This is a genomic window from Acidimicrobiia bacterium (assembly GCA_009694375.1).
Taxonomy (GTDB): Bacteria; Actinomycetota; Acidimicrobiia; order Acidimicrobiales; family VFJN01; genus VFJN01.
The window spans coordinates 18,962-44,721 of the sequence record SHVB01000013.1; the positions used below are offsets into that span (position 1 = coordinate 18,962).

Consider the following 25,760-nt stretch of genomic DNA (forward strand, 5'->3'; position numbering starts at 1 on the left):
CTGGCGGCCCCCACACCAAAGGACACCAACAGATGGTAAGACGCGGTCGGTTCGGGTTGCGTTTGGCGACGGTGCTCCTCATGGGGTCGCTGGCGCTCACGGCATGTTCATCGACGGACGAGGGCACCACGGTGACCGTCACTCACGGCGAGGTGCCCGCCCCCACCCTCGTAGACAACGGGGTACCGGGCAACTCCGTAGGCGATACCCGACTCTGGCGCTTCGACGCCACCGACGAGGAGGGTGAAATGGTGCACACCGATTGGGTGATGACCACCACCGCCTTGGATGTAGCCCCCGATGGGTTCGAATCGCGCGTCGCTACCGGCGTGTTCGCCTTCGGTGATGTGTCGAACCAGTTGATTCTCGAAGGCGCCGCCTTCTACCCCGCCGCCGGAGCCACCCTGAAGCCCTCCTCGTCCACCATTCGATCCATCATCGGCGGGTCCGGCACCTACGCCGGAGCTACCGGGTGGGTGAAGTCCACTCACCTCGCCGACGGCACGTGGACCCACGTGTTCCACATCCAATAGCGCCCATTCCCGAAGCGGTCAGTCCACCAGACGCATACCGGTAGGGGCGATGCTGCGCTCGGCCATCGGCAGGTCCACCACAAACTCGGTGCGATGGGCCGGAAATACGTGCTCGGACAGCAACACCGGTCGGCCGGCGGGGGTAGACGTGATCCGTTCGCAGCGCAGCACCGGTGATCCGACCGGCACCTTCAGCAAGCCCGCATCGCTCGCACTCACCACAGCGGCCCCGATGGTCTGCACGGCCCCGCCCAACGGCTCCGAGAGGAGTTCATAGAACGGGGCGCGCTCCACGTCGGAGCGCGACAGCGACGCCCCGAGTTCCTCCGGGCACCACACCGTGACCCGAGCAAACGGTTCGCCGTCGGCGAGGTTCAGTCGCCGCACCTCGAGCACGGTTGGGCTCACCAACACCGCGGCCACATGCGCCGGTGCGGTCACGAAGCCGAAGTCCAGGATGCGACGTTCGGAATGCACTCCCGAGGCTGTGAGTTGCGCCTCAATCGTCCCGAGCCGCCCGAGCGACTGTCGCAGGGGATCCACCGCCACGAACCACCCGAACCCTTGTCGGGCATCCACGAGGCCATCGGATCTGAGGAGTTCCAGCGCCCGGCGGATAGTTACCCGACTGGCCCCGTAGTGCCCGGAGAGATCAGCCTCGCTCGGCAGCGTGCGGCCGAGGGCAAACTCTCCGGCCGCCACCCGGTGACGCAGTTGGTCAGCGATGGTTCGATAGCGGATCTGGCGCACTTGTCCTATACTTGTATCTTCTATTGGACGACGCAAGAGGCCCGCCATGTCTGCCGAACCCATCTCCTCCACCACCCCGCTGTCGCTGGTCGAGGAGGTCTACGCCCGCCTTCCCGAGCGCGTGGCCATCGCCCGGGAGCGGCTGGGCCGGAGCCTCACGCTGACCGAGAAAACTCTCGTCAACCACCTCCGAGACGCGCAGGAAGACATCAGCCGCGGGATCACCTACAACAACTTCGACCCCGACCGCGTCGCCATGCAGGACGCCACGGCCCAGATGGCGCTCCTGCAGTTCATGACCGCCGGCCTGCCGCAGGTCGCGGTGCCCTCCACGGTGCACTGCGATCACTTGATCCAGGCCCGAGCAGGGGCCAACATCGATCTGAGCTTTGCCCTCGACATCAACAGCGAGGTCTACGCCTTCCTCCGCACTGTGTCGGCCAAATACGGCATCGGCTTCTGGAAACCGGGCAGCGGGATCATCCACCAGGTCGTCCTCGAAAACTACGCGTTCCCCGGCGGCATGATGATCGGCACCGACAGCCACACGCCCAACGCCGGCGGCCTCGGCATGGTCGCCATCGGCGTGGGTGGCGCCGACGCCGTCGACGTGATGACGGGCTTCCCGTTCAACGTGCGCTGGCCCAAGCTGATCGGCGTACACCTCACCGGCTCGCTGAGCGGGTGGTCCAGCCCGAAGGACATCATCCTCAAGGTCGCCGAGGTGCTCACGGTGAGCGGCGGCACCGGCGCCATCATCGAGTACTTCGGCCCGGGGGCGGACACGATCACCGCCACCGGCAAGGCCACCGTCTGCAACATGGGCGCCGAGATCGGCGCCACCACGTCGATCTTCGGGTACGACGACAACATGGCCGCCTACCTCCGGGCCACCGGACGGGCCGCCATCGCCGACACGGCCGACGGCGTCGCCGCGGACCTGCGCCACGACGACGAGGTGCTGGCCAACCCGTCCGCCTACTTCGACCAAGTGATCGAGATCGACCTCGATCAGCTCGGCCCGATGATCAACGGCCCCCACTCCCCCGATCGCGCCCACCAGCTCGCCGACCTCGGGGCCACCGCCACCGCAGAGGGGTGGCCGCTCGAGATCTCTTCCGCCCTCATCGGCTCGTGCACGAACTCCTCCTATGAAGACATCACCCGCGCCGCGTCCATCGCTCGCCAGGCCTCGGCCAAGGGGCTGCGGGCCAAGACGCAACTGCTCATCACTCCCGGCTCCGAACAGACCCGCGCCACCATCGAACGCGACGGCCTGCTCGCCGACCTCGAGGCCATCGGTGGCACCGTGCTGGCCAATGCCTGTGGGCCCTGTATCGGCCAGTGGGACCGGACCGACCTCGACACGTCGAAGCTGAACACGATCGTGAACAGTTACAACCGCAACTTCCCCAAGCGCAACGACGGCAACGCCAACACGCTCAGTTTCGTCACCAGCCCCGACACCGTCATTGCCCTGGCCCTGGCCGGCACACTCGACTTCGATCCCCGCAGCGACACGCTCACCAACGATGCCGGTGAGGCGGTGCGCCTCGACCCACCCGTGGGCCAGGCCCTACCCGCCGCCGGTTTTGATCCCGGCGAGGAAACTTTCCAGGCCCCTCCTGCGGATCGCTCCGGCATCGAGGTCGTGGTGAACCCCCAGAGCGACCGCCTGCAACTCCTCGACGCCTTCGAGCCCTGGGACGGCGAGGACTACGTCGATCTCCCCGTGCTGATGAAGGCGCAGGGCAAGTGCACCACCGACCACATCTCCGCCGCCGGCCCCTGGCTCAAGTACCGGGGCCACCTCGAGAACATCTCGGGCAACCTCTACCTCGGGGCCATCAACGCCTACACCGGCGAGGCCGGCACCGGGAAGGACCCGCTCGACGGCGAGACCCGCACGTTCCCCGAGATCGCCCAGCGCCTCCACGAGGCCGGCGTCGGCTGGGTGGCGATCGGCGACCAGAACATGGGCGAGGGAAGTTCCCGCGAGCACGCCGCCATGGAGCCGCGCTTCCGCAACGGCAAGGTGATCCTGTGTCGCTCGTTCGCTCGTATCCACGAGACGAACCTGAAGAAGCAGGGTCTCCTCCCGCTGACCTTCGCCGATCCGGCCACCTACGACCAGATCGGCGAGGACGACAAGATCAGCGTGCTCGGCCTCGCCTCGCTGGCGCCGGACACACCCGTCCAGTGCCGGATCACCAAGCCCGACGGCAGCACGATCGACTTCCAGGCCAACCAGACCTTCAGCCCCGAGCAGATCGAGTGGTTCAAGGCCGGTGGCGCCCTCAACATCATCCGCCAAACGCAACTCGGCTGAGCGATGCTCATCGGCATCGACCACGTGCAGCTCGCCATGCCGGCGGGCGGCGAAGACCGAGCCGAGGCGTTCTACGCGGGCCTGCTCGGGCTGACGCGCGTGCCGAAGCCGGAGCCACTGGCGGCACGCGGCGGCTGCTGGTTCCAGGGGCCGGGCGTCGAGGTCCACCTCGGCGTCGAGGACCCGTTCGCGCCCGCCCGCAAGACCCACCCCGCCTTCCGGGTGCGCGGCTACGACGCGCTGCTGTCGGCGCTGCGCTCGTCCGGGACCGAGGTGCGCCCTGCCACCGCACTCCCCGGCGTCCGCCGCGCCCACGTCGACGATCCCTTCGGTAACCGCCTCGAGCTCATCGCCGCTGAGCCCTAGTCGGTGCCGGGGCGGCGGGCGGCTTCGTCGCGATCCTTGACCTTGCCGCCGGGGTACGTCTGGGCGAGCTCCTCGGCCGTGGGCGTGCGCTGCTCGCGTGCCTCCGCGGGGAGCAGTTTGGTGATGGCCTTCATGATCTTCTTGGTATCGGCGTCGGGCGACTCACCCTTCAGGCCGCCGACGGGCTTGCCCACGGTGATCGTGATGGTCGGCGGGTTCCCGATGGCGAGGAGGTTGGGCAGGCGCTCGCGGCGGGGCCACACCTTCTCGGTGCCCCACAGCCCGACCGGGATCACTGGTGCGCCTGTCATGGCGGCCAGTTTGGCGGCCCCCCAGCGACCCTTGAGTACCGGGTCGAAGAAGGCTGGCCCGCGCGGGATCGTGCCCTCGGGCATGAGCGCGACGAGTTCGCCGGCGGCAAGGGCGGCGGCCGCCTCGGACAGCGGTTCGTCGGATCCGGTGCCGCGCTCGACACGGATGCCTCCCATGGCCTTAGCCAGTTGGCCCACGATCGGCGCGTCGAACACCTCTTTCTTGCCCAGGAAGCGCACCGGGCGGCCGCGCTTGGCCAGGGCAACGGCCATAGCCAGCGGGTCGAAATAACTGCGGTGGTTACCCACCACGATCGCCGGCCCGGTGGCGGGGATGTTCGATACACCGGCGATGTCGAAGCGGGCATAGGGGATGAGTTCAGGCCGCAGGAGGGCCAGCACCGCCTGCTGGGGCTCGATGCCCAGCACCGGAAGCTTGGGCACACCAGCGGGGACGTCGAGGTGCACCATCGGCCACCGCCGCACCAGAGCCACCATGGCGAGACGGGGATCCGGATTCACCACCACAGGGTGCGTGACTGCCGAAAGCATCGGGATGTCGTAGTAGCTGTCGGAGTACGCCCAGCTCTCGGTCAGCGACACCCCAGCGTCCGTGGCCCACGCCTGGATGGCCCTCAGTTTGCCCCGGCCCCACACGAACTCACCGTCGAGCGTGCCGTCGTACACGCCGTCCTTCTCGCCGTACCGGGTGGCCACGACGGCATCGAAACCCAACGCCTCCGCTAGTGGCTTCACGAGGTCATACGGCGTCGTCGTCGCGAGCACGAGCGGGCGGCCGGCGGCACGGTGCTCCTCGAAGATCGGCCGGGCGAACGGCTGCAGGCTGGCGGCCAGCCCTTCGGCGGCGAGTTGACCCGCCTCCTGCACCTGCTCGCGCACCCATCCCGAGGCGAACCGAACGGCCCGCTTGGTGACCTCCATCGAGGGCCGATTCTCCCCAAAGAGGTCATACATCCGATAGACGACCCCCTCGCCGGGGATGGATCGATCAGTGACGCCCGCCTGCTTCAAGGCCTCCCCGATGATCGGCCCCGATGCCCCCCGCAAGAGGGTCCGGTCCAGATCGAAAAAGGCCGCACCGGAGACTCCCACCGAGCCGACGGTACTGGGTTCGGTTACCACGCGGCAACGCTGGCCCGGGGGAAGGACCAGCGTTCCGCTGCTTGCGAGGGGCCAACCGGGGGGGATTGGCCACACCTCGCTGAGGCGCCTTCGGGGGGGAAGGTGCTGCCTCTGATGACCACCAGCCTAAACCCTCGCGAGCGATTCGGCAAACAGGTACTACAGATACGTAGTATCATTATTACCGATGGACTTTCGTCAACTCGCCGCCTTGGTCGCCGTATCGGAGACCGGCAGTTTTTCGGGAGCCGCCCGCGCCCTGCACACCGTCCAATCCAACATCTCCACCCACATCGCCCACCTCGAACGCGAACTCGGCGCCCCCCTCGTGGATCGCCGCAGCGGCGAACTCACCGCCGAGGGCAAGATAGCCCTCCAGCGGGCCCGCCATGTGCAGCAGGAACTCGAAGCCCTCCGCGACGACGTAGCGGCGATGGGCGCCGAGGTCGTCGGCAGCGTGCGCCTCGGGTGCATCGGAACCGTTGCCCGTTGGCTCATACCCCTCGTGCTGGAGAGCGTCAGCGCCGCCCATCCGAAGGTGCGGGTGGTGGTGGTAGATGCCACCACCACATCGCTGGTACCCCAACTCATCGCGGGTGACATCGACCTCGCCGTGCTCAGTATCCCCACCCTGGACAACGATCTGGTGGACGAAGCGCTCTTCGAGGAGGACCGCATCGTCATTGCCCCCGACCAGCACCCCCTCGCCCAACTCACGCGGGTGTCCATCGCCGACCTCGCGGCCTACGAACTGCTCCTCGGTCCACCGGGGACGGCCTTCCGCGACGAGTTGGATGCCGAGGCCGCCAGCGCCGGCGTAGTGCTGCGCCCGCAGGCCGAGGTAGACGGCCTGCGCCTCATCGCCACCCTCGCCTTCCAGGGCTACGGAGCGGCCATCGTGCCCGCCACCGCCGCGCCCCGCTGGCTCGAGGGGAAGTGGAAACGCGTGTCGGTAGACGGACTACCCCGCCGCCACGTGGGCCTGGCCCAGCGGCGCCGGGGGCGGCCGTCGGCCCCGGTACGAGCGTTGCGCGAGTCGCTAATCGACGTGGTGCAAAACCAGGGCCCCGCCATGGAGGGTGTACACCCTCTCGCCCCCCGGGTAACGCCGTGACCCCTCCGCCAGTCGCAGCCCCCGTGCTCGTTGTCCCCGTCGCCGCCGACCACCCCGGGTCCCTGCAAGCCAACCTCACCACCGTGGCCGGCCGACAGGTCGTGTTAGTGGAGATCGCCGACGAACGACGCCGAGGGGCGCTCACCGCCGCTGACGGCCACACCTTCGCCGAGGCCGCCGCCCACGCCCTCGATGCGGGCCTCCCCCTCCTGATCGTCCTGTCCTCCAGCGGGGCCGATGCCCACGACGGCATTGCGGCTCTGCACGGCTGGGGCAGCGCCGCCCGGATGATCAGCCGTTGCTCCGGTCGCGTGCCCGTGTTGATGGCCGCTACCGGACCCGTGCTCTCCGGGCCCGCTCTCCTCCTCGGCCTCGCCGACCACGTGGTGATGACCGAAGATGCCTACGCCTACGTAAGCGGGCCTCGCATGGTGGCTACCTTTACCGGGGAAACCCTCGACTCCGCCGAACTCGGCGGGGCCAGTGTCCATGCGGTAGAGACCGGCGTGGCGGCGCTGGTGGTGCCGAAGCCGGAAGATGCCCTCGATGCGCTCGGACACCTGCTGGCCTATCTCCCCTCCTCGATCGATGAAGAACCACCGCGCTGGCCTAGCGACGACCCACTCGATCGCTCTACCCCCGAGGCCGGGGACTGCGTGCCGACCTCCCCCACGGGCGGCTACGACGTTCGCGACATCATCCGCAGCCTCGTGGACGACGGCGACTTCCTCGAGCTGCGAGAGCGCTGGGCGCCGAACCTCGTCACCGCGTTGGCCACCATTGGTGGGAGACCCGTAGGGATCGTGGCTAACCAGCCCCTGGCGATCGCCGGCACGCTCGACATCGCCAGCTCGCAGAAGGGCGCCCGCTTCGTGTCTTTCTGTGATGCCTTCGGCATCCCGCTACTCACCCTCATCGACACCCCCGGCTTTTATCCCGGGAAAGACCTCGAGTGGCGCGGCATGATCAGACACGGGGCGCAGTTGGCCTTCGCCTATGCCCGGGCCACGGTCCCACGCGTGGCGGTCGTGCTCCGCAAGGCCTACGGCGGGGCCTACATCGTGATGGATTGCCGCACCATGGGCAGCGACCTCTACCTGGCGTGGCCGTCGGCTGAGATCGCGGTAATGGGGGCCAAAGGAGCCGTGGAGGTGCTGCACCGCCGGGAGTCCCCGGCGCGCCGGGCGGAACTGGAACAGGAGTACGAGGAGCGCTTCCTCAACCCGTACATCGCCGCTGATCGGGGGGCTGTAGACGCCGTGATCGACCCCGCCGATACCCGACGGGAGGTAGCCCATGCCCTGGAAATGCTCTCCTCCAAACAGGAACGCCTCGTGCAAAGAAAGCACGACAACCAACCCCTCTGAGCAACCGCACTAGATTCGCGGGGTGGACAACTCCGTAACCATCACCGACAACCGCTCTGGCCAATCCGTCCAAGTGCCCATCGTGGATGGCGGCGTGGACGCCTCCGAATGGCGCAAACTTCTCCCGGGCGTCTGGTTCTACGACCCAGCCCTCATGACCACGGCCTCCACCTCGAGTGCCATCACCGACCTCGACGGCGAGAACGGGATACTGCGCTACCGCGGCTACCCCATCGAGCAGTTGGCCGAGCACTCCACCTACCTCGAGGTGGCCTACCTCCTGATCCACGGAGAACTGCCCACTGCGGAGCAATACGATCCGTGGGTTCACGAAATCACCTACCACACGTTCATTCACGAAAACGTGCGCAAACGGTTCCTCGAGGGCTTTCACCACGATGCCCATCCGATGGGGATGTTGGTGTCGGCCATCGCGGCGCTCTCCACCTTCTATCCCGACGCCAACAACATCAGCGACCCCGACAATCGCTACAAGCAGATCGTGCGGTTGATCGCCAAAATGCCCACCCTGGCCGCCGCCTGCCACCGCAACAGTGTTGGCATGCCCTTCGTCTACCCGGATAACTCCCTCAACTTCACCGAAAACTTTCTGGCGATGCTGTGGAAAGTGGCGGAGCCGCGCTATGCCGCCAACCCGACGTTGGCTCGGGCGCTCGACGTGTTGTTCATCCTCCATGCCGACCACGAACAAAACTGCGGCACCACGGCCATGCGCACGGTCGGGTCTGCCCATGCCGACCCCTACGTCAGCACCGCGTCGGCCGCCGCGGCCCTCTACGGTCCTCGCCACGGCGGGGCCAACGAAGCCGTGATCCACATGCTCACCCAGATTGGCTCGGTGGATCGGGTTCCGCAGTTCATCGAGGATGTGAAGGCCGGCCGCGGGCGCCTCCAGGGCTTCGGCCATCGTGTGTACAAGAACTACGACCCCCGGGCCGCCATCATCAAAAAGAGGGCCGAGGAAGTATTCGCCATCACCGGGAAGAATCCGCTCCTCGACATCGCTCTCGCCATCGAAGAAGTGGCGCTGTCCGACGACTACTTCATTTCCCGCAAGCTCTACCCCAACGTGGACTTCTACTCGGGCTTGATCTACCAGGCCATGGGGTTCCCCACCGAAATGTTCACCGTCCTCTTCGCCATTCCCCGCACCTCCGGGTGGCTGGCCCATTGGGTGGAACTTCTCGAGCAGGACCAGAAGATCGTGCGTCCCCGCCAGCTCTACACCGGAGTGGGCGCCCGGGACTATGTGGCGATGGACGGTCGAACCTGACCAGTCGATGACCCCTCGCGGCGGCGCTCAACACCGCCTTCCAGGCCCGGACAGGGGGTCTGATCGGCTGCTCCCCGTGCGTGCAGGGACCGCCGGGGGCTACGGTCCGGCCATGCACACCACGGCCACCCGCTCCCACCTTCGCACCACCGGGGCAGCGCTGCTTCTCGTCCTCGCCCTCACGGCCTGCGGGGGAAGCGACAAGACCGACCCTGGCAGCGCAGAGGCCTGTGGGGCGCGGGGCGCGGGGGTTGACCTCCACGGTTGCGACCTGTCCGGTGCCGACCTGTCCGGTGCCGACCTGACCGACGCCGACCTGACCGACGCCGACCTGAGGGGCGCCAACCTGAGCGGTACCGACCTGAGCGGTGCCGACCTGAGTGGCGCCAAGCTGACCGACGCGGTTTGGGATGGCACGACGTGCCCGGACGGTTCGATGCAATCCACCGAGTGCACTCCGTAGGCGCTGCTGCGGGGTATCCCGTGAGCCATCGCCCCGGACCGTGAGTTTGCGACCCGCAACAACGCGGTGTGGAAAACCCCCCATTGAAGTTCCCGGCGAGGCGGGCGTAGCGGCGAGTGACCATCCCGGCGGCGGCCGCATGACATCCTGACACCCATGTACGCAGTCACGATCCTCAACGGCAGCCTTGCCTGGCAGGAGCACCCGGACCCCACCCCAGGTCACGGCGAGGTGGTGGTCGCGGTACGAGCGGCTGGGCTCAACGGGGCTGACCGTCTCCAGGTGGCCGGGTTTTATCCCGCTCCCCCGGGCTCCCCGGCGGATATCCCCGGCCTGGAGATCGCCGGCGAGGTCCTCACGCTCGGGCCGGGCTCGAACCGCTTCGCCGTGGGTGAGAGGGTCATGGCGGTGATCGGCGGCGGCGGCCAGGCCGAGCGCTGCGTGGTGCATGAGCGCCACCTCCTGCGCGTGCCGGAGGGCATGGCCTGGGATCACGCCGGTGGGTTCCCCGAAGTATTCAGCACCGCCTTCGATGCCCTATTCACCCAGTGCGGATTGGCGATGGGTGAACGAGTGTGCATCCATGGAGCGGCCGGGGGCGTGGGGATAGCCGGGGTGCAGTTGGCCCGGGCGGCGGGGGCAGAGGTAGTGGCCACCGTGCGGAATCCGACGCAGCGGGCGCAGGTAGCAGAGATGACCGGCGCTACTGCGGTGGACCCAGAGCACTTCGCCGAGCACGGTCCCTTCGATGTAGTACTCGAACTGATCGGTGCCCCCAACATGGCCGCCAACCTCGTCGCGCTGGCGATGGGCGGTCGTATCGCGGTGATCGGGGTGGGGGGCGGAAGCACCACCGAGTTGAACCTGCTTGATCTCATGGGCAAGCGGGCCAGGATCCACGGCTCCACGCTGCGCGCCCGCTCACTGGAGGACAAGGCCACCCTGGCGCGGCGGGTGGAACAACACGTGCTGCCCCTGCTGGCGGCGGGCCTTCTGCAGGTGCCGGTGCACGCAAGTGTTCCCATGTTCGAGGCCACCCGCGCCTACGAGTTGTTCGCGGCCGGCGGCAAACTGGGCAAGATAGTGCTGAGGTCCTGAGGCCGAATAGGTTCGAGGAATGGATTTCGTGCTGCCCTTGCCGTTACTGGATCTTCAGCAGGAGGCGCTTGAACTAGGCCGTCAGGCCGCGGCCAGAGCCGCCCTCACTGAGGACACCTGGATCGCCGCCCCCGACCGCACCTTTTCCCTTGAACTGGGTCGTCGCGGCTGGCTGGGCATGACGTGGCCGGTGGAATCTGGCGGTGGCGGGCGCAGCGCCTTGGAGCGGTTCATCGTGTTCGAGGCGCTCATTGGCAGCGGGGCCCCGCTGGCCACATCCTGGTTCGCCGACCGGCAAATGGGCCCCACGCTCTTGCAGTTCGGTACCCCAGCACAGCAAGAACAACACCTCCCCGCCATCCTGGATGGAACATCGGCCTGGAGCATCGGTATGTCCGAACCGGATGCCGGGTCCGACGTCGCCTCGATCCGCACCCGGGCCGTGCGTGACGGCGATGCCTTCGTAGTGAACGGTCAGAAAATTTGGAACTCCGGGGCAGCCGAGGCGGATTGGATCTACCTCATCGCCCGCACCGACCCCGATGCCAAACCGCATGCTGGATTGTCGGAGTTCATTGTGGACATGCGCTCCCCCGGCATCACGATCCTGCCCATTACCGACATGACCGGCAGTAGGCATTTCTGCGAAGTCTTTTTCGAGGATGTACGGGTGCCCGCCGAAAACCTGGTGGGCCAACTGAACGGTAGTTTTCAGCAAGTCATGCGGCAGATGGAGCACGAGCGGGGAGGCATCGACCGGCTCCTCAGCAACCGAAAACTCTATGAAGACGTCCTCGCCGTCACTGACACCGCTGATCAACGGCGGCGACAGGAAATCGCCGCCATCGAAACGGGTTACCGGATCGGCCGCCTGTTGGTACTACGCGAGGTGCTCGGCCAAGCCCCCCCGCAGTTTTCGGCGGCCACCAAGACGTTCTGCACGGAACTCGAGCAGCGCATCGCCGCCTTCTGCGCCCATGCCCTCGGCCCCGCCGCCATGCTCGCCGAACCCGACCTCGCCGGCCGGGTGAGTCGCGGCGTGGCCTACGCCCCGGCGTACACGATCATGGGCGGCACCACTGAGATCCTGCGCAACATCCTCGGTGAACGGGTCCTCGGCCTGCCACGCTGAACCACCACCCCTGGCCTCACTCCCCGGTTCCAGGGTGCCAGGGGCATCTGACCTCGTTGGTCGTGTTGCCTCCCTCGGTAGTAATCAACGATTGCCATCGTTCGCCTGGGTGGCGGCTACCACTGGTAACGCCGGTCTGGGGGTGACCCCATCGGTGTTTGTTCTGGGTGGAAAGGCGACGGCGGCGAGGGGACGGGCGGTTCCTCGGGGTTGGCCGGCCTGTTGATCCCGATGGTGTTCGGCGATGCCCTCGTGCCGCAGTCGGCCTCGCCGGTATCGCGTCGGTGATCAATTTCCGCCCAATAGAAACGACCAACGGTGCACTCGAGTTTCCCAGCCGGCCCGACCGGCACCAGCCCATACCGGCCTCCATGACCCGTACCAGGCCATTGCCCCCCTACGGACCGTTGGGGTCCTGTGATCGGAGTCGCCGTGATTGCCGCGCTAGGTGCACCGCTGCGCCCCCGATCACAACAACCACGACGGCCAGGAGTCCGAGTTGCGACGCCCCGCCTCGATCCCCGGAGGCCTGGGGAGCCTCGCCGGAGTTGGGCCGGGGAAGGATCCTCGGCCGGGATTGACCCACGGCCTCGGTGGTGGGCGGCGGGTCCTGGGCGAGCGCCGCGGAGGAAAGACTCAGCAGCAAACTAGCGAGGACCAACACGACCAGGAGACGACGCATCGACGCACCCGTCAGCGGGATCGGCGGCGTCGATGAGCCGGTGCCAGGGGCGGCCCCACATGACCGGCATCGATCAGGCGGGTGTCGTCGAGGTCCCATAGCCAACGTCCCCCATCGTGGCGAACGCGACCCAGCGCCACATCGGCGATCGCTCGGTCGGTGAACACCACCACTCGGTACCCATGAGCCAATCCCTTACTGGCAACCTGGCGCAAAAAACCCGTGGTTCCCTCCAGGGCACCAGCGGGCGCACACACGATGGCCCCGGCAATGATGTCGCCTTCGAACATCGCCGCATCAGCGCTGGGCACGTCCCATTTCAGAGCGGGATCGCCGAGAACGGCGACGCTCACCTCAGGATGCTGGCAATACAGGTGGACGAGCGACTGGTGGAGTTGAGCCAGTGAGGGTTTCGACAACCGGAAACCGGCGGCCATGCCAGCATCGACGAGTACGAGGGTCCGATCAGACATGAAGACGGAACGCTACCTTTGTCTTCTAATGACTACGAACATCCTCCTCGCTGTCCTGATCCTCACCCTGGTGCTTTCGGCGGTGATCGCCGTGATGATTGTGCGCCGTGGTCGCGCCCGGGCCATGGAGAACCTGTCGGCCCTGCCCGGCGTGCTCCAGCGGTCTATGGCGGCCACCTCGCTCGGGGTGGCCAGCCTGGGGTCGAATGAGGCCCGGGGCACCGGCACCCTCGTGCTGACCAACGACGAGGTGGCGTTTGCCCAGTGGCGCCCGGAGTATCTATTGCGAATTCCGCGAGCCCAGATCATCCAGGTGGACACCACCCGCACCCATCTGGAGAGGACCATGAAACACGACGTGTTGCGCCTTCGTTGGACCGATGCCACCACGGGGGCCGAAGACACCTTCGCCGCCTTTGTGCGGGACCTCGATCCCTGGCTGAGCGACCTGGGGGGCCAGCGTTCGCCCCACGACGCCGATTGACTCCAACTGGCTCCCGCTAATGGGCTACATTAGAACTTGTTCTAGTTTCCCGACGAGGAGTGTGTGCGATGGAGTTCGGCTTGTTCATGAACGGCTACCTGCCCGGACCGGCGGCCCACGACCGCGAGGCCGAGCACACCATGATCATGCGGGAACTCGAATACGCCATCCAGGCCGACCGACACAACTGGAAGTACGCCTGGTTCGGGGAGCACCACGCCCTCACTGAGTACTCCCACATGTCGGCGCCGGAGGTCTTGTTCGGATACATGGCGGCCAAGACCGAACGCATCCATCTCGGTTCGGCGATCATGAACCTCTCGCGGCCGGTGAATCATCCGGTGCGCAACGCCGAGCGCGTCGCCATGCTCGACCACGTCACCGAGGGTCGCTACGAGTGGGGCACCGGCCGGGGGGCGGGGAGCCACGAAATGGCCACATTCGATTTGCTCACCTCGGACACCAAGGCCATGTGGGATGAAGCGGCACCGGAAATCCTTCGGATGTGGGAGCAGCGCGACTACACCTTCGAGGGCGAGTTTTTCAAGGTCGAGAAGCCCCACAACATTCTGCCCAAGCCCTACCAGCACGGGCATCCGCCGCTGTGGGTGGGCTGCGGTAATCCGGGCACCTTCACCAAGGCCGGCGAGTTGGGCATTGGGGCTATCGCCTTCAACTTCGAGCCCATCTACAACCTCAAAGGGCGCATCGAGACCTACAAGGAAGGCATCGCCAACTGCACGGAGCCGCTCGGGCAGTTCATCAACGACAACATCATGATGACCAATGCCGTCGTATGCGTTGGCAGCCGCGAACGAGCGCGAGCTATCGCCATGTCGCCGGGTCGGGGCTACCTCAACACCATGGTGAACATGTACCACGACACGATGCCCCCCCAGCCCGACGCGGTGAAGTGGCCCAATGCACCCCGAGCCATCCCCGATGAATCCACCCTCGACTGGCTCATCGAAGCCGGTTACCTCCTCTGCGGGGCCCCCGACGATGTGCTCGAACAGATCGACAAGTACCAGCAGGTGGGCTGCGACCAACTCGTCTTCGGCATCCCCAACGAGGGATTTGAGCACGAGGAGGTGGTGGAGATGATCGAACTGTTCGGCGACAAGGTGATCCCCACCTTCGACACCGATCCGGTGCACCGCACCACCCGCTTCCGGGCCACCGCTCAACCCAAGTTCCCGGCCTTCGCCCATCCGGTGCCCGACGACCTGAGCGTCAGCGTAATCCCCACCAACGCCCTGATCCCCCTGGCGGGCTAGCACGACCGTTATTGCCGTCGCCACCCGCGACCGACTGCTCGACGAGGCCGAACGCCTCTTCGCGTTGCGCGGCGTGCAGGGGGTAACAACCCGTGAGATCACCGAGGCGGCGGGGCAGCGCAACGTGTCGGCCGTGAGTTACCACTTCCAATCGCGCCAGGGGCTACTCGTGGAGGTCCTGGCGCGGCGAGGGGGCCCCGTGGATCGCGCTCGCGGCGAAGCACGAGACGCCCTCGGTTCCCATCCGGCCCCCGGAGACCTCCTGGGCTGCCTGATCACTCCCTATGCCGCCCTCCTCCACCACCCCGAGGGGCGCAACTACCTGCGGATTGTGGCCCAACTGCGGGGCCGGTTCGCCCTGTGGCGAGACGCGTCAGACCCCGCCACCACGGCGCACCTCACCCGGATCCTCGCCGAGGTGGAAGCCATCCCCCGTGCCCCCGCCCCGGTTCGCCGCGAGCGAGTGGTGGCGTTGATCATGCTCCTGACGGCCAGCGCGGCGGAACGGGCCCGTCGTATCGATGACGGCACCGGCAACGAACTCGATCACGCGGCCTTTACCGTGAATCTCATCTCCATGTGCACCGCATTGCTGTCGCCCTGAGCCGACCGGCCGGTTCGGGATCCCACCCCCCCACCGCTGACCAACTACCTCAGGGGGTCCAGCGCACCGGCATGGATTCGAAGCCGGTGATGAAGTTCGCGGGACGCATCGGGGTGGGGCCGGCGAGTTCCAGGTCGGGCATCCGCGCCATCAACCGTTCGGTCATCACACTCACCTCGAGCCGGGCCAGGCTGGCGCCGAGGCAGAAGTGTGTGCCAAACCCAAAGGCAACGTGATCGTTAGGACTGCGTTCAATATCGAACTCAAACGGGCGATCAAAGATCTCCTCGTCACGATTAGCGGAGTGGTAGAGCAGCACCACCTCCTGTCCTTTACGCAACTGCTGGCCGCGCAACTCCGTATCCTCGGTGGCCACGCGGGACATCGTTTTGATCGGCGTCACCCAGCGCAGCATCTCCTCCACCGTCGAACCCAACAGTTCGGGCCGGTCGAGAAGTTTCTGCCGCTGATCGGGGTTGCGCACCAACTGTGCGATGCCTCCACTCACCACGTGACGGGTGGTCTCATCGCCTCCGACCAAGATCAGCAAGGACTCCTGCATCAACTCATCGTCGTCGAGCATGTCGCCGTCTACCTCGGCGTGGACCAGCACGGACATCAAATCGATGTCCACCGGCCGGGTGCGTCGCTCGGCGATCACCTTGGTTGCATAGGCCTGGTACTCCAAGAAGGCGGTGGCCGCCGCCATCAAGGCCTCGTCGGTGGCTTTATTGGACTGGGCGGAAACCATGTCGTCGCTCCAGGTGAGCAGATCAGCCCGGTCCTCAGGAGCCACGCCGAGCGCATCACCGATCATGACCATCGGCAGTGGGGCGGCGATGTCGCGTACCAAGTCGCATGACCCCTTCTCGTATACCGCATCGATGATCTCGTCGCACACGGCACGAATCTTGGCTTCGAGGTCCCGAACCCGACGGGGCGTGAATCCCTTGCTCACCAACTTCCGGCGACGGGCATGATCGGGATCGTCCATGTCGATCATCATCGGCATCGGGCCCATACCCGGGACCGCCCCACCGGCGCTCGAAAACGTATTCGGGTTGCGCTCCACGACCTTCAGGTCCCGGTAGCAGGCAATCCCCCAAACGCCATTGGCTTCGTCGAAATACACGGGAGCGTTGGTCCGCATCCAGCGGTAAAGGTCGTGGGGGTCGCTGGCGTAGAACTCCCCCGCCAGTAGGTCGATCTCCGGGCGCGTGGGATGGTCAGCCATCCGGCGATTCTCGCATACCGGACCGGATCAACCCGATTGCGAACAGCCGATTACAGGAAAGAATCCGGGGCCACGGCGAGCCCCCGCCGGGCGGCGGAAACGCCGATCCGCTCCGACCCCCACGCGGGGCCGGAACGGGGCAATCCTCGGGCGGCGTAGGCCCGGCATACTGGGAGTCCCCCTACCCAAACCTCTCACAGAAGCCCGAGACCCAGATATGGCGCTACACGCCCGAAACACGATTCGCGACGAACTCAACGCCAGTGTGTTTGCCGGCCAAGACCTCTCCACGGCCCTGCCCAAGTATCGCTTTCCCGACCGGGAGATTGACCCCGACCACGCCTATCAGGTGATCGCCGATGAGATCATGCTCGACGGCAACGCCCGCCAGAACCTGGCCACGTTCTGTCAGACATGGGAGGAACCGCAGGTCACCAAACTCATGGAGTTGGCGATCAACAAGAACATGATCGACCGCGATGAGTACCCGCAGACCGCCGAGATTGAGCGGCGGGCCACCCACATGATGGCGGATCTCTGGAACGCCCCCGATGCCGCCAACACCGTCGGCACCTCCTGCATCGGATCTTCGGAGGCATGCATGTTGGGCGGCATGGCCGCCAAGTGGCGCTGGCGAGCCCGCCAAGCCGCCGCCGGCCGACCCACCGACCGACCCAACATGGTGTGTGGTGCAGTACAGGTCGTGTGGCACAAGTTCGCCAAGTATTGGGATATCGAAATGCGCGAGGTGCCCATGGCCCCCGGCCAGTACTTCATGACTCCACAAGACGTGCTGGACCGAGTGGACGAAAACACCATCATGGTGGTGCCCACCCTGGGACTCACCTACACCGGTGTCTATGAGATGGTGAAACCCATTGCGGATGTTCTCGATCAACTGCAGATCGACAGCGGGCTCGACGTCGACATCCACGTCGATGCCGCCAGCGGCGGATTCCTCGCCCCGTTCTGCGCCCCACACATGGAGTGGGACTTCCGATTACCGCGGGTGAAGTCGATCAGCGCATCAGGCCACAAGTTCGGTCTTGCGCCGCTCGGGGTTGGGTGGGTGGTCTTCCGTGACAGCTCCGAACTCCCCGATGACCTGATTTTTCATGTGAACTACCTCGGTGGCGACATGCCGGTCTTCCAGATCAACTTCTCCCGGCCGGCCGGTCAGATCGTGGCCCAGTACTACGACTTCCTGAGGCTCGGACGCGACGGCTACCGGCGGGTGCACGACGCCACCTACGCCACCGGAAAATATCTGGCGGAGGAGATCACCCAAATGGGGATCTTCGAACTGCTCCACGACAGCGATTCCACCACCGGCATTCCCTGTGTCACCTGGCGCATCCCGGAAGGGGTTGACCTCGGCTTCACCCTCTACGACCTGGCCGACCGTTTGCGCATCAAAGGCTGGCAGGTGCCCGCCTACACGCTCACCGGCGATGCCTCGCACATCGCCGTGCAACGTATCCTGGTGCGCCAGGACGTGAGCCGAGACCTGGCCAGCCTACTCATGGACGATTTCCGCGCGGCCCTTGCCCACCTCGGTCGGCACCCCATCTCAGTGCCGATGAGCAAGGAGGAATCCGCTGGCTTCAACCATCTCTGATCCAGCCGGCCCCGGCCCCCACCGAACCGGGTGTTCCCGGTGGTGGTGCTCACACCCGGCCAATGCCCGGATGTGAGCACTCGCCCCTCAGGCGTCACGGGCTCGGTGCCAATCGCCAAGCAAAGTAACCACCAGTAATCCCAGCAGGGTGCCAAAGGACCATCCCCCGATGACATCAGCCGGAAAGTGGAGGCCATAGACAATCCGGGCGATCCCCACCAGCGCGACGAGCACGAGGGCGACCGGCCGGGCCCGCACCGGAAGCACTGCCATGCCGACCACCGCGATAGCGGCTGCCACGGCGGCGTGACCGGAGAGATAGCCGAACCCGGTGGCGTCCCCACCCGGAAGAACAATGTCGGGCATAAACACCTGGGGACGACCCCGGGCGACGAGTTCCTTGACGCCATGGACCGCTAACCAGGCGGCGCCACCGATGGCGACTGCGAGGCACGCCACGACACGATCCCGTCGGAATATCAGGATGGCTCCTCCCACCATGACCGGCCCCACCAAACTTCCCAACTGCATCACGGGCCACAGGCCTTCGGCAACGAGCGGGGGCGCCTGGTTGAGCCAGCGGGTGACCTCGATCTCCCACGAGGCGATCGGATCGCGAGCGGCCACCAGGTAGGAAACCACCAGACCGACCCCCGCCATCGCGCTGATCGCCACGGGGTGAGCGAATGGTTGAACGAACAACGCGTCGACCCGGGGGGACGTCGGGGTGGGGTGGGTGTCACTCATTGGGTTTCATCCACCTTCGCTCGGGCTGATCAGCCGATGGTGTTTATGCTCACCCGTCGGGGTGGGACGTCACCGTGGTGCCGCCTCGCCCAGAGACACGAACAACTCCGGGAGGGCCGACTGACGGTGCGCAGGCTACTCGCGAACCATGAACGTCAGGCCTCGCTGGAGCCGATGGTCGGTCGGCGCGGTAACCGCCCGATAATCGGGGCGAAGCGGGGCACGGGCCGTGGCGATGGCGCAGTACTGAGCCACGGGCCCAGATGGTCTCGCTCTGCGCCCGCGATCCGACATGCGTAGGATCGGAGGCCGATGGCTCTCACGGACACGACGGTGGCAGTGACGCTCGGCTTCTTGCCCGCCTCGTTGGCCGTGCCCGACACCGATCACCCCGGGCTTTTGCGGGCCGGCCCGCGTGCGGCGGCTCCCTATGGTTGCGGGAGCATCGAGCGGCACGAGTGTCCAGCAACAGACTCGTGTCGGGACGATGCCGTCCAGCCCGACCTGCTCGACTTCGGCTTCGACAGGGTAGATCTGTCGGGCATCGACACCCTTCAGAGCACGTTCGCCCGCGTGGCGGCGGCCGGCCACATCTCCGACGATGAGGCCGCGATGATCCGCTCGGCGCTGGAGGGCACCGTCCTGCGAACCTTCAGCGGCCACACCCTCACGGTGAGACACGTGGCCAGCGAGGGCTTCATCATGCGAAAGAGCGGCCCGAACGGGATGCCCGTCGTCGGGACGCGCTCTACGGGCATAAACGACCACGGCTCGGCCACCTCGGTACACATCGACCAGGACGTGTACGGCACACCCCTGACACAGGTCATGGACGGTCGGGCACCGCAGCTGTTCCGCCACGACTCACCTGACGGGAAGAACCACGACGTCGGACTCATGCTGGTCAACCTGTGGATCCCACTGCAGCAGATCACCCAGCCGCTGGCGCTGGCCGACGGGCGCAGCGTCGATCGGCGCCGCCACCAGCTGCGCTTCGGGCTCGGCACCCAGTCCTTCCTCGAGCGCGACGGGGACATGGTGATCAACGACATCTGGACACTGCTTCACGATCCGGACCAGCGCTGGTACCTCCGCTCCGACATGGACCACCAGAGCGCCTACGTGTTCAACACGTTGAGCACGCCGCATGGGGCGTGCATCCTGCCGGGGGAGGACGTCGCCGAGCAGTGGTACCACTGGTTGGAAGATGCCGAGGCTGCGGTCACGGCCGGTGATGTCGCGGCGCTCGACGAGGCGGTCTCGCTGGTCACACCGGCGCTCCCGACGGACGTGCCCTCGGCGTTGCGGGCCGCCATCGCCGCCATGGCCGCCTTGGTCGACGAAGCGCGCCGCGATCCCGCGGCGGTGTGCGGGCGGCGGGCCGAGGAATGGCTGACAAGGTCGCGGGCCGCCCGTAACCGGGTGATCCGCATGTCGCTCGAACTGCGGATAGTCATCTCGGTCGACACCTAGCCGAGCGAACCAGAACACCCGGCGTTGATGTCGGTTACTCGATCTCCTCCGGGCTGCGGGCTCAGTGGGGGCGTAGGTCACCAGTGGCGATCAGGTGTCCAAGCCGATCGAGTTGGTGCCGGGCCGAGCCGAGCTCGTGCTCTAGCTGCATCGCCCATCGGAAGTAGCGGTGGAGCGGGTAGTCGGTGTCGATGCCGATGCCGCCGTGGAGGTGCTGGCACGCGAACGATGCGGACTGCCCGGCCTCGGCGGCCAGGTACTTGGCCACCAGGACGTGCTCGGTGGCCGGTCGCCCGGACGACAGCCGCCAGGCGGCCTCCCATGTGGTCATGCGGATCGTCTCCGCCGCGATGTACGCATCGGCCGCCCGCTGGTGAACGGCTTGGAAACTTCCGATCGGGCGGTCGAACTGGACCCGTTCGCGCACGTAGGCGGCGGTCATCTCCAGCGCCCGCTCGATCACCCCAAGCTGTGTGGCGCAGATCGCGACCGTGGCCCGCTCGCTCAACCAGCGGAGCACCTCGCCACCATGCCCGTCGGTGTCGAGCCTTGCACTGGGTTCCGCGCCCGCCAGCTCGAGGCGCGAGCGCGGTTGGCCATCAGGCGTGCGTTGTTGCACAACGTCGACCCCCGCGGCGGTCGGCTCCACCCAGAACAGCCCGATCGTGCCATCGTCGCAGCGGGCCGGAACGAGGATGTGCGAGGCCTGCTCGGCGTAAGCGACGTTGACCCGCACGCCGGTCAGTCGAACGGACGCGCCGTGGCGAGCGGCACGCGTGGACGGTGCCAAGGGGTCTGCCGCACCGCCATCTTCGAGAGCGACGCTGAGCAGGCGGTCACCGGCAACCACCTCGGCGAGCCACGTCCGTTCGGGCCCGCTTCCGAACTCGGAAAGGACCAACGCCCCCAAGGCCAACGTGGCCTGCGCCGGCACCACCGCCACATGGCGGCCCACTTCCTGGAGCACCCGGCACAGCGCCAGGAACCCCAAACCCGAGCCTCCGTCTGCCTCCCCGATGCCCACGCCGAGAAGATCGGCGGTGGCCAGCGCCCGCCAGGCCCGCTCGTCCCACCCACCGGGGGTCGCCTCGATCTCCCGCAGGCGCTCGACGGTTACGAGGTCGCCAAGGATGGTGCGAACAAGCGCACCAACCTCCTGCTCCTCCTCAGTAAAGGTGAAGTCCACGGCCTCAGTCCTTGTAGTGGGGCAGACCGAGGCCAGCCATGGCGATGATGTCCCGTTGGATCTCGTTCGTGCCCGCACCGAAGGTCAGGATCAGGCCGTTGAGGTAGGCGGAGCGAACCCTGCCTTCGACCACCGATCCCGGGCTTCCCTCGTCCAGCAGCCCGGCGACGCCGATCACCTCGAGGAGCGCTTGGGCGGCTTCGAGGTTGAACTCGCTGCCGAAGACCTTGATGGCGGAGGACTCGGCCATGTCGGGGCGACCCCGGTCGGCCGCCCACGCCTGCTTCCAGTTCATGAGGCGCAGGGCCTGCGCCTTCGCGTACACCCGAGCCAGGTTGTGCTGCACCCAGGCCACCTCGATGACCGGCCGACCGTCCACCACGGTGTGGCGAGCCCAGTCGGTCACATCGGCGGTCAGGCGCTGGAGCCGACCGACCGTCATGAGCGAGATCCGCTCCCGATTCAACTGGCCGACGATGAGCTTCCAGCCGTTGTTCTCCCCGCCGATGAGATGATCGCCCGGCACCCGAACGTCGTCGTAGAACGTGGCGCTGGTGGTGACACCGCCCACGGTGTGGACCGGCTGGTAGGAGAACCCCGGCGCCGAAGTGGGGACCATGAAGATGGACAGCCCGGCGTGTTTGTCGACATCAGGATCGGTGCGAGCCGCCAGCCAGACGTAGTCGGCGTAGCTGGCGAGGCTCGTCCACATCTTCTGGCCGTTGATCACCCATTCGTCGCCGTCGCGCACCGCTTTCGTGGTGAGGCCCGCCAGATCGGTGCCGGCATCGGGCTCGGAGTAGCCAATGGCGAAGAACAGCTCGCCGGCCATGATGCGCGGGCAGAAGAACTCCTGCTGAGCCTCGGTGCCGTAGTCCATGAGCGTGGGGCCAACGGTGTTCAAGGTGAGGAAGGGCAGGGGGAACCCCACCGCCTGGACCTCGTCAGCGAAGATGAACTGCTCGATCGCGGAGCTCTCCCGACCGCCGAACCGGATCGGCCAGCTCTGCCCGAGCAGTCCAGCCGCGCCCATCCCTGCCATGGCGGCACGAAACTCGGGCCCCCCGCCCTCCAAGTCGATATTCAGTTCGGCGCGAAGCGCGGGCGTCATCATTTCCGAGAGGTAGCTGCGGAGTCCGGCGCGAAAGGCCAGCTGGTCGGCGGTGAGCTCTAGCTGCATGCTCAGGTGTTCGCCTTCCAGTCCTCGATCAACAACTCCATGGTCACTTCGATCATCGGGTTCATGTGCTCGTCGAGGATCTCGTAGAGGGTGCCCCGATCCGAGTGGCAGCCAAAGAAGACCAGGCCGCCTTCGGGGCCGCCGGTCTCGAGGTGGGGAAGCGATTCCTCCCCGGTGAGCGCGTAGTCGCCCGCCTTGCGGACCCGGTGCCGCAGCACGCAGCCGTCAGGAGCGAGGTCGTCGAGGTGCTGCTCGCCCTCGAGGACAAGGACCGTGGTCGTAGCCGTGTGACGGTGGATGTGGCAGTGCCCACCGCCAGGCTTCCACCTCACCAGCATGTCGAGCGTCCCGGCGGCGAGGTCGTGGCCCAGAATCGTGTAGTCGTGGTCGATCACGAACGACGTGGTGTCCTCGTCGGTAACGTGCCGCCACTTGTACCGGCCCTGATCGATGGCGCTCTGGTTCACGTGCACTCCAATCCGTCGAGGCGGCCATCGGCGCGCCAGGCTTCCAAGATGTCTGCGTACTCGGTGGGGCCGCCGAAGTAGAACCCGGCCTGCAGGGTCTTACGTTCGACCTGCCCCTCATTGTTGTAGAAGCCGGGGGTGCAGTTGGCCGAGAACTCGGCGGTCCGGCCGCTGCGCTCCAGGACCGCTTCGACCCAGTCGGCGACCGCCTGGGGCGACGCCTCGATGCGTTCGATGTCTCGCTTGAGGGCGGTGGCGATGGTCCAGGCGCCGTGACGGGCCTGGATCTCGAGGAGGTAGACGAAGTTCGTGGTGAAACCCGACTGCGCGATGGACACCATGGTGAGGTTCGGAAACCCTTCGAGGTACAGCCCGTGGAACGTTCGCACGCCGTCGGCCCACGCCTCGCTCAGGCTCAGGCCGTCGACGCCCACGATCGGGAACCCGGCGCGCTTCGAGTAGTCGGTGCCCATCTCGAAGCCGGTGGCCAGGATCAGGCAGTCCAGTTCGTATTCGACACCGCCCACCACCACGGCCGTCTCGGTGATCTGGTCGACACCGTGACCCTGGGTGTCTACCAAGGTCACGTCGGGCCGGTTGTACGTCGGCAGGTAGCCGTCATGGAAGCAGGGGCGCTTGCAGAACTGGCGATACCAGGGCTTCAGGGCCTCGGCGATTTCCGGGTCCTTGACCAGAGCATCGACGCGCGCTCGGATCTCCTCCATCTTCACGAAGTCGGCGGTCTCCACGGCACGGTCGATCGCCTCCGGTGATAGGTCGGGATCGTCATCAGCGGTGATGATGGCCAGGAGTTTGGTGAGGATGTCGGTCCAGCCGTCGCCGACCAGGTCTTCCTCCACGAAACCCCCGGCGGTGAGGGTCTGGAAATTGTCGATCCGCTCGCGCTGCCAGCCCGGCCGCAACGCCTCGGCCCACGCCGGGTCGGTCGGGCGATTGGCTCGCACGTCGACCGACGATGGGGTCCGCTGGAAGACGTAGAGGTGTTCGGCGCTCTCGGCGAGGTGGGGAATGCACTGCACCGCCGAGGCACCGGTGCCGATGATCCCCACCCGCTTACGGGCCAGGCCGGTGAGGTTCCCGGAGGCATCGCCGCCCGTATAGCCGTAGTCCCAGCGGCTGGTGTGGAAGGCCCGCCCGGCGAAGGTGTCGATGCCGGCGACGCCGGGCAATTTGGGCTTCTGGAAAAAACCGTTGGCCAAGCACACGAAACGGGCTCGCATGGCGTCACCCCGATCGGTCTCGATGATCCAACGCCGGGCGGACTCGTCCCAGCGCAGGCCCGTCACCGTCGTCTGGAGGCACGCGTCGCGGTACAGGTCGTAGGCCTCGGCGATGCGACGAGCGTGGGCGAAGATCTCCGCGCCGTTCGCGTACTTCTCGGTGGGGACGTAGCCCAGATCCTCGAGCAACGGCAGGTAGACGTAGGACTCAATGTCGCAGGCCACCCCGGGGTAGCGGTTGAAGTACCACGTGCCGCCCACGTCGGCGGCCTTATCGATCAACCGGATGGACTCGACGCCGAGCTTGCGGAGGTGGGCCCCCAGCAGCAGGCCACCGAATCCGGCGCCGATGAGGGCCACGTCGACCTCGTCGGTGAGCGGCGGACGCTCGATCGGTTCCTGCACGTAGATGTCATCAGCGAACCCGGCGCGGTCGCCCTCCACCCAGACGTACTGCTCGATGCCCTCGGGGCGAAGGCGACGCTCGCGCTCCTCGAGGTAACGACGACGCAGTGCATCGGGGTCGAACGCGAGGTCCTCGGCGCTCACCGGCTCAGACCGTGTCGGATCAGACCGAGGTAGGCCTCGACGACCGCTGCGTCCCTGGAGGCGTCGCCCCCGTGGAGCAACTCCTCGAGGAAGTGGCGAGCGCCCAACAGGAAGTGGGCTTGGGCATCGACCTCGAGGTCGTCCATCTCCCGGATGACCCCGTCGGCGATGCCGGCACGGATGCGGTCGCCCAACTCATCGACCCAGGCCGACATCCCGTCCCGGTACAAGTCGGGCTCGAGCAGCTTGATCTCGTCGGCGAGGCGCACGTGGGCGGGATTGCGCCGCAGGTATTCGACGAAGGCCAGCAGTTCCGCTCGGCTGCGATCGAAGAAGTCCGCGCCGTCCGGCAGGACCAACCCCGCCAACCGGTCCGACAGGTCGAGCATCAGCTCCTGCATGAGCTCGCGCAGCAGATCTCCCCGGGAACCGAAGTGGTAGTGGACGCTGCCGACCGCCAGGTCGGCGCGATCGGCGATCCGGGCCACCGAGGTGTTCATGAACCCCCGCTCGGAGGCCTCGGCCAGCGCGGCAGTCAACAGGCGGGCTCGGGTGTCGGCAGACTTGGCGTAGCCCCCCTCCGCACGGTGCACCCCAGCGCCGTCCGTGAAGGGCAGGGCCGCCATGGTCAGATCTTGATTCAAG

The 25,760-nt window shown here is 66.6% G+C and carries 25 protein-coding genes; 14 read left to right on the plus strand and 11 right to left on the minus strand.

Annotated features, from left to right (window positions below; all coding sequences use genetic code 11):
* Positions 1–32 precede the first annotated feature (32 nt).
* Positions 33–533 (plus strand): hypothetical protein, encoded by a 501-nt coding sequence (locus EXQ71_08870; GenBank protein MSO87618.1) that lies wholly within the window; start codon positions 33–35, stop codon positions 531–533.
* An 18-nt stretch (positions 534–551) separates the two neighbouring features.
* Here the strand turns inward: EXQ71_08870 and EXQ71_08875 are convergent, their stop codons facing one another.
* Complete coding sequence (locus EXQ71_08875) at positions 552–1,346, minus strand: GntR family transcriptional regulator (GenBank protein MSO87619.1); 795 nt, start codon at positions 1,344–1,346, stop codon at positions 552–554.
* Here EXQ71_08875 and EXQ71_08880 point away from each other — a divergent pair.
* Positions 1,330–3,612: an aconitate hydratase gene (locus tag EXQ71_08880; GenBank protein MSO87620.1), complete on the plus strand. Its 2,283-nt coding sequence runs from the start codon at positions 1,330–1,332 to the stop codon at positions 3,610–3,612. The genes EXQ71_08875 and EXQ71_08880 overlap by 17 nt on opposite strands.
* Positions 3,613–3,615: 3 nt before the next feature.
* On the plus strand, positions 3,616–3,978 hold the full coding sequence (locus EXQ71_08885) for a glyoxalase (GenBank protein MSO87621.1): 363 nt from the start codon (positions 3,616–3,618) through the stop codon (positions 3,976–3,978).
* Here the strand turns inward: EXQ71_08885 and EXQ71_08890 are convergent.
* Complete coding sequence (locus tag EXQ71_08890; GenBank protein ID MSO87622.1) at positions 3,975–5,402, minus strand: HAD-IB family hydrolase; 1,428 nt, start codon at positions 5,400–5,402, stop codon at positions 3,975–3,977. The genes EXQ71_08885 and EXQ71_08890 overlap by 4 nt on opposite strands.
* 217 nt (positions 5,403–5,619) lie before the next feature.
* Between EXQ71_08890 and EXQ71_08895 the strand changes: the two genes are divergently transcribed.
* The 6 genes from EXQ71_08895 to EXQ71_08920 all read left to right on the plus strand — a co-directional run bounded on the left by EXQ71_08895 (position 5,620) and on the right by EXQ71_08920 (position 11,900).
* On the plus strand, positions 5,620–6,546 hold the full coding sequence (locus EXQ71_08895; GenBank protein ID MSO87623.1) for a LysR family transcriptional regulator: 927 nt from the start codon (positions 5,620–5,622) through the stop codon (positions 6,544–6,546).
* Positions 6,369–7,913 carry a methylmalonyl-CoA carboxyltransferase gene (locus EXQ71_08900; GenBank protein MSO87624.1) on the plus strand — a complete coding sequence of 515 codons (1,545 nt, stop codon included), beginning with the start codon at positions 6,369–6,371 and terminating at the stop codon, positions 7,911–7,913. Before EXQ71_08895 ends, EXQ71_08900 begins: the two co-directional genes overlap by 178 nt.
* Before the next feature lie 22 nt (positions 7,914–7,935).
* Complete coding sequence (locus EXQ71_08905; GenBank protein MSO87625.1) at positions 7,936–9,207, plus strand: citrate synthase; 1,272 nt, start codon at positions 7,936–7,938, stop codon at positions 9,205–9,207.
* Positions 9,182–9,670 carry a pentapeptide repeat-containing protein gene (locus tag EXQ71_08910; protein MSO87626.1) on the plus strand — a complete coding sequence of 163 codons (489 nt, stop codon included), beginning with the start codon at positions 9,182–9,184 and terminating at the stop codon, positions 9,668–9,670. The genes EXQ71_08905 and EXQ71_08910 overlap by 26 nt, the downstream gene beginning before the upstream one ends.
* 156 nt (positions 9,671–9,826) lie before the next feature.
* On the plus strand, positions 9,827–10,768 hold the full coding sequence (locus tag EXQ71_08915; protein MSO87627.1) for an NAD(P)H-quinone oxidoreductase: 942 nt from the start codon (positions 9,827–9,829) through the stop codon (positions 10,766–10,768).
* Positions 10,769–10,787: 19 nt separating this feature from the next.
* A complete protein-coding gene (locus EXQ71_08920) occupies positions 10,788–11,900 on the plus strand; it encodes an acyl-CoA dehydrogenase (protein ID MSO87628.1) in 1,113 nt (370 codons plus the stop codon).
* A 397-nt stretch (positions 11,901–12,297) separates the two neighbouring features.
* Here EXQ71_08920 and EXQ71_08925 read toward each other — a convergent pair whose 3' ends face one another.
* Both EXQ71_08925 and EXQ71_08930 read right to left on the minus strand, forming a co-directional pair.
* Positions 12,298–12,582 (minus strand): hypothetical protein, encoded by a 285-nt coding sequence (locus EXQ71_08925; protein MSO87629.1) that lies wholly within the window; start codon positions 12,580–12,582, stop codon positions 12,298–12,300.
* Positions 12,583–12,593: 11 nt separating this feature from the next.
* Entirely contained in the window at positions 12,594–13,055 is a 462-nt protein-coding gene (locus tag EXQ71_08930; GenBank protein MSO87630.1) for a hypothetical protein, read from the minus strand.
* Between the two features lie 28 nt (positions 13,056–13,083).
* Here EXQ71_08930 and EXQ71_08935 point away from each other — a divergent pair, with 28 nt between their 5' ends.
* The 3 genes from EXQ71_08935 (at position 13,084) to EXQ71_08945 (ending at position 15,420) form a co-directional block, all read left to right on the plus strand.
* A complete protein-coding gene (locus tag EXQ71_08935; protein MSO87631.1) occupies positions 13,084–13,539 on the plus strand; it encodes a hypothetical protein in 456 nt (151 codons plus the stop codon).
* Positions 13,540–13,607: 68 nt separating this feature from the next.
* Positions 13,608–14,816: an LLM class flavin-dependent oxidoreductase gene (locus EXQ71_08940; protein ID MSO87632.1), complete on the plus strand. Its 1,209-nt coding sequence runs from the start codon at positions 13,608–13,610 to the stop codon at positions 14,814–14,816.
* Positions 14,817–14,826: 10 nt separating this feature from the next.
* Positions 14,827–15,420 (plus strand): TetR/AcrR family transcriptional regulator, encoded by a 594-nt coding sequence (locus EXQ71_08945; protein ID MSO87633.1) that lies wholly within the window; start codon positions 14,827–14,829, stop codon positions 15,418–15,420.
* 49 nt (positions 15,421–15,469) lie between these two features.
* Here EXQ71_08945 and EXQ71_08950 read toward each other — a convergent pair whose 3' ends face one another.
* Positions 15,470–16,654 (minus strand): cytochrome P450, encoded by a 1,185-nt coding sequence (locus tag EXQ71_08950; protein ID MSO87634.1) that lies wholly within the window; start codon positions 16,652–16,654, stop codon positions 15,470–15,472.
* Between the two features lie 217 nt (positions 16,655–16,871).
* Between EXQ71_08950 and EXQ71_08955 the strand changes: the two genes are divergently transcribed.
* A complete protein-coding gene (locus tag EXQ71_08955; GenBank protein MSO87635.1) occupies positions 16,872–18,272 on the plus strand; it encodes a glutamate decarboxylase in 1,401 nt (466 codons plus the stop codon).
* A gap of 87 nt (positions 18,273–18,359) precedes the next feature.
* Here EXQ71_08955 and EXQ71_08960 read toward each other — a convergent pair whose 3' ends face one another.
* A complete protein-coding gene (locus EXQ71_08960) occupies positions 18,360–19,019 on the minus strand; it encodes a phosphatase PAP2 family protein (protein ID MSO87636.1) in 660 nt (219 codons plus the stop codon).
* A gap of 312 nt (positions 19,020–19,331) precedes the next feature.
* Here EXQ71_08960 and EXQ71_08965 point away from each other — a divergent pair, with 312 nt between their 5' ends.
* The gene (locus EXQ71_08965) at positions 19,332–20,492 is read left to right on the plus strand and encodes a hypothetical protein (protein MSO87637.1); all 1,161 of its coding nucleotides are present in this window, start codon (positions 19,332–19,334) and stop codon (positions 20,490–20,492) included.
* 61 nt (positions 20,493–20,553) lie between these two features.
* Here the strand turns inward: EXQ71_08965 and EXQ71_08970 are convergent, their stop codons facing one another.
* Genes EXQ71_08970 through EXQ71_08990 form a run of 5 tightly spaced genes read right to left on the minus strand, consistent with a single transcriptional unit; the run spans position 20,554 to position 25,741 of the window.
* A complete protein-coding gene (locus EXQ71_08970) occupies positions 20,554–21,756 on the minus strand; it encodes an acyl-CoA dehydrogenase (protein MSO87638.1) in 1,203 nt (400 codons plus the stop codon).
* Complete coding sequence (locus EXQ71_08975) at positions 21,683–22,858, minus strand: acyl-CoA dehydrogenase (GenBank protein MSO87639.1); 1,176 nt, start codon at positions 22,856–22,858, stop codon at positions 21,683–21,685. The genes EXQ71_08970 and EXQ71_08975 overlap by 74 nt, the downstream gene beginning before the upstream one ends.
* A 2-nt stretch (positions 22,859–22,860) precedes the next feature.
* Positions 22,861–23,325: a hypothetical protein gene (locus EXQ71_08980; GenBank protein MSO87640.1), complete on the minus strand. Its 465-nt coding sequence runs from the start codon at positions 23,323–23,325 to the stop codon at positions 22,861–22,863.
* Positions 23,322–25,115, minus strand: a complete 1,794-nt coding sequence (locus EXQ71_08985) for an NAD(P)/FAD-dependent oxidoreductase (GenBank protein ID MSO87641.1) — start codon at positions 25,113–25,115, stop codon at positions 23,322–23,324. The genes EXQ71_08980 and EXQ71_08985 overlap by 4 nt, the downstream gene beginning before the upstream one ends.
* Positions 25,112–25,741 (minus strand): TetR/AcrR family transcriptional regulator, encoded by a 630-nt coding sequence (locus EXQ71_08990; protein ID MSO87642.1) that lies wholly within the window; start codon positions 25,739–25,741, stop codon positions 25,112–25,114. The genes EXQ71_08985 and EXQ71_08990 overlap by 4 nt, the downstream gene beginning before the upstream one ends.
* Positions 25,742–25,760: the final 19 nt, after the last annotated feature.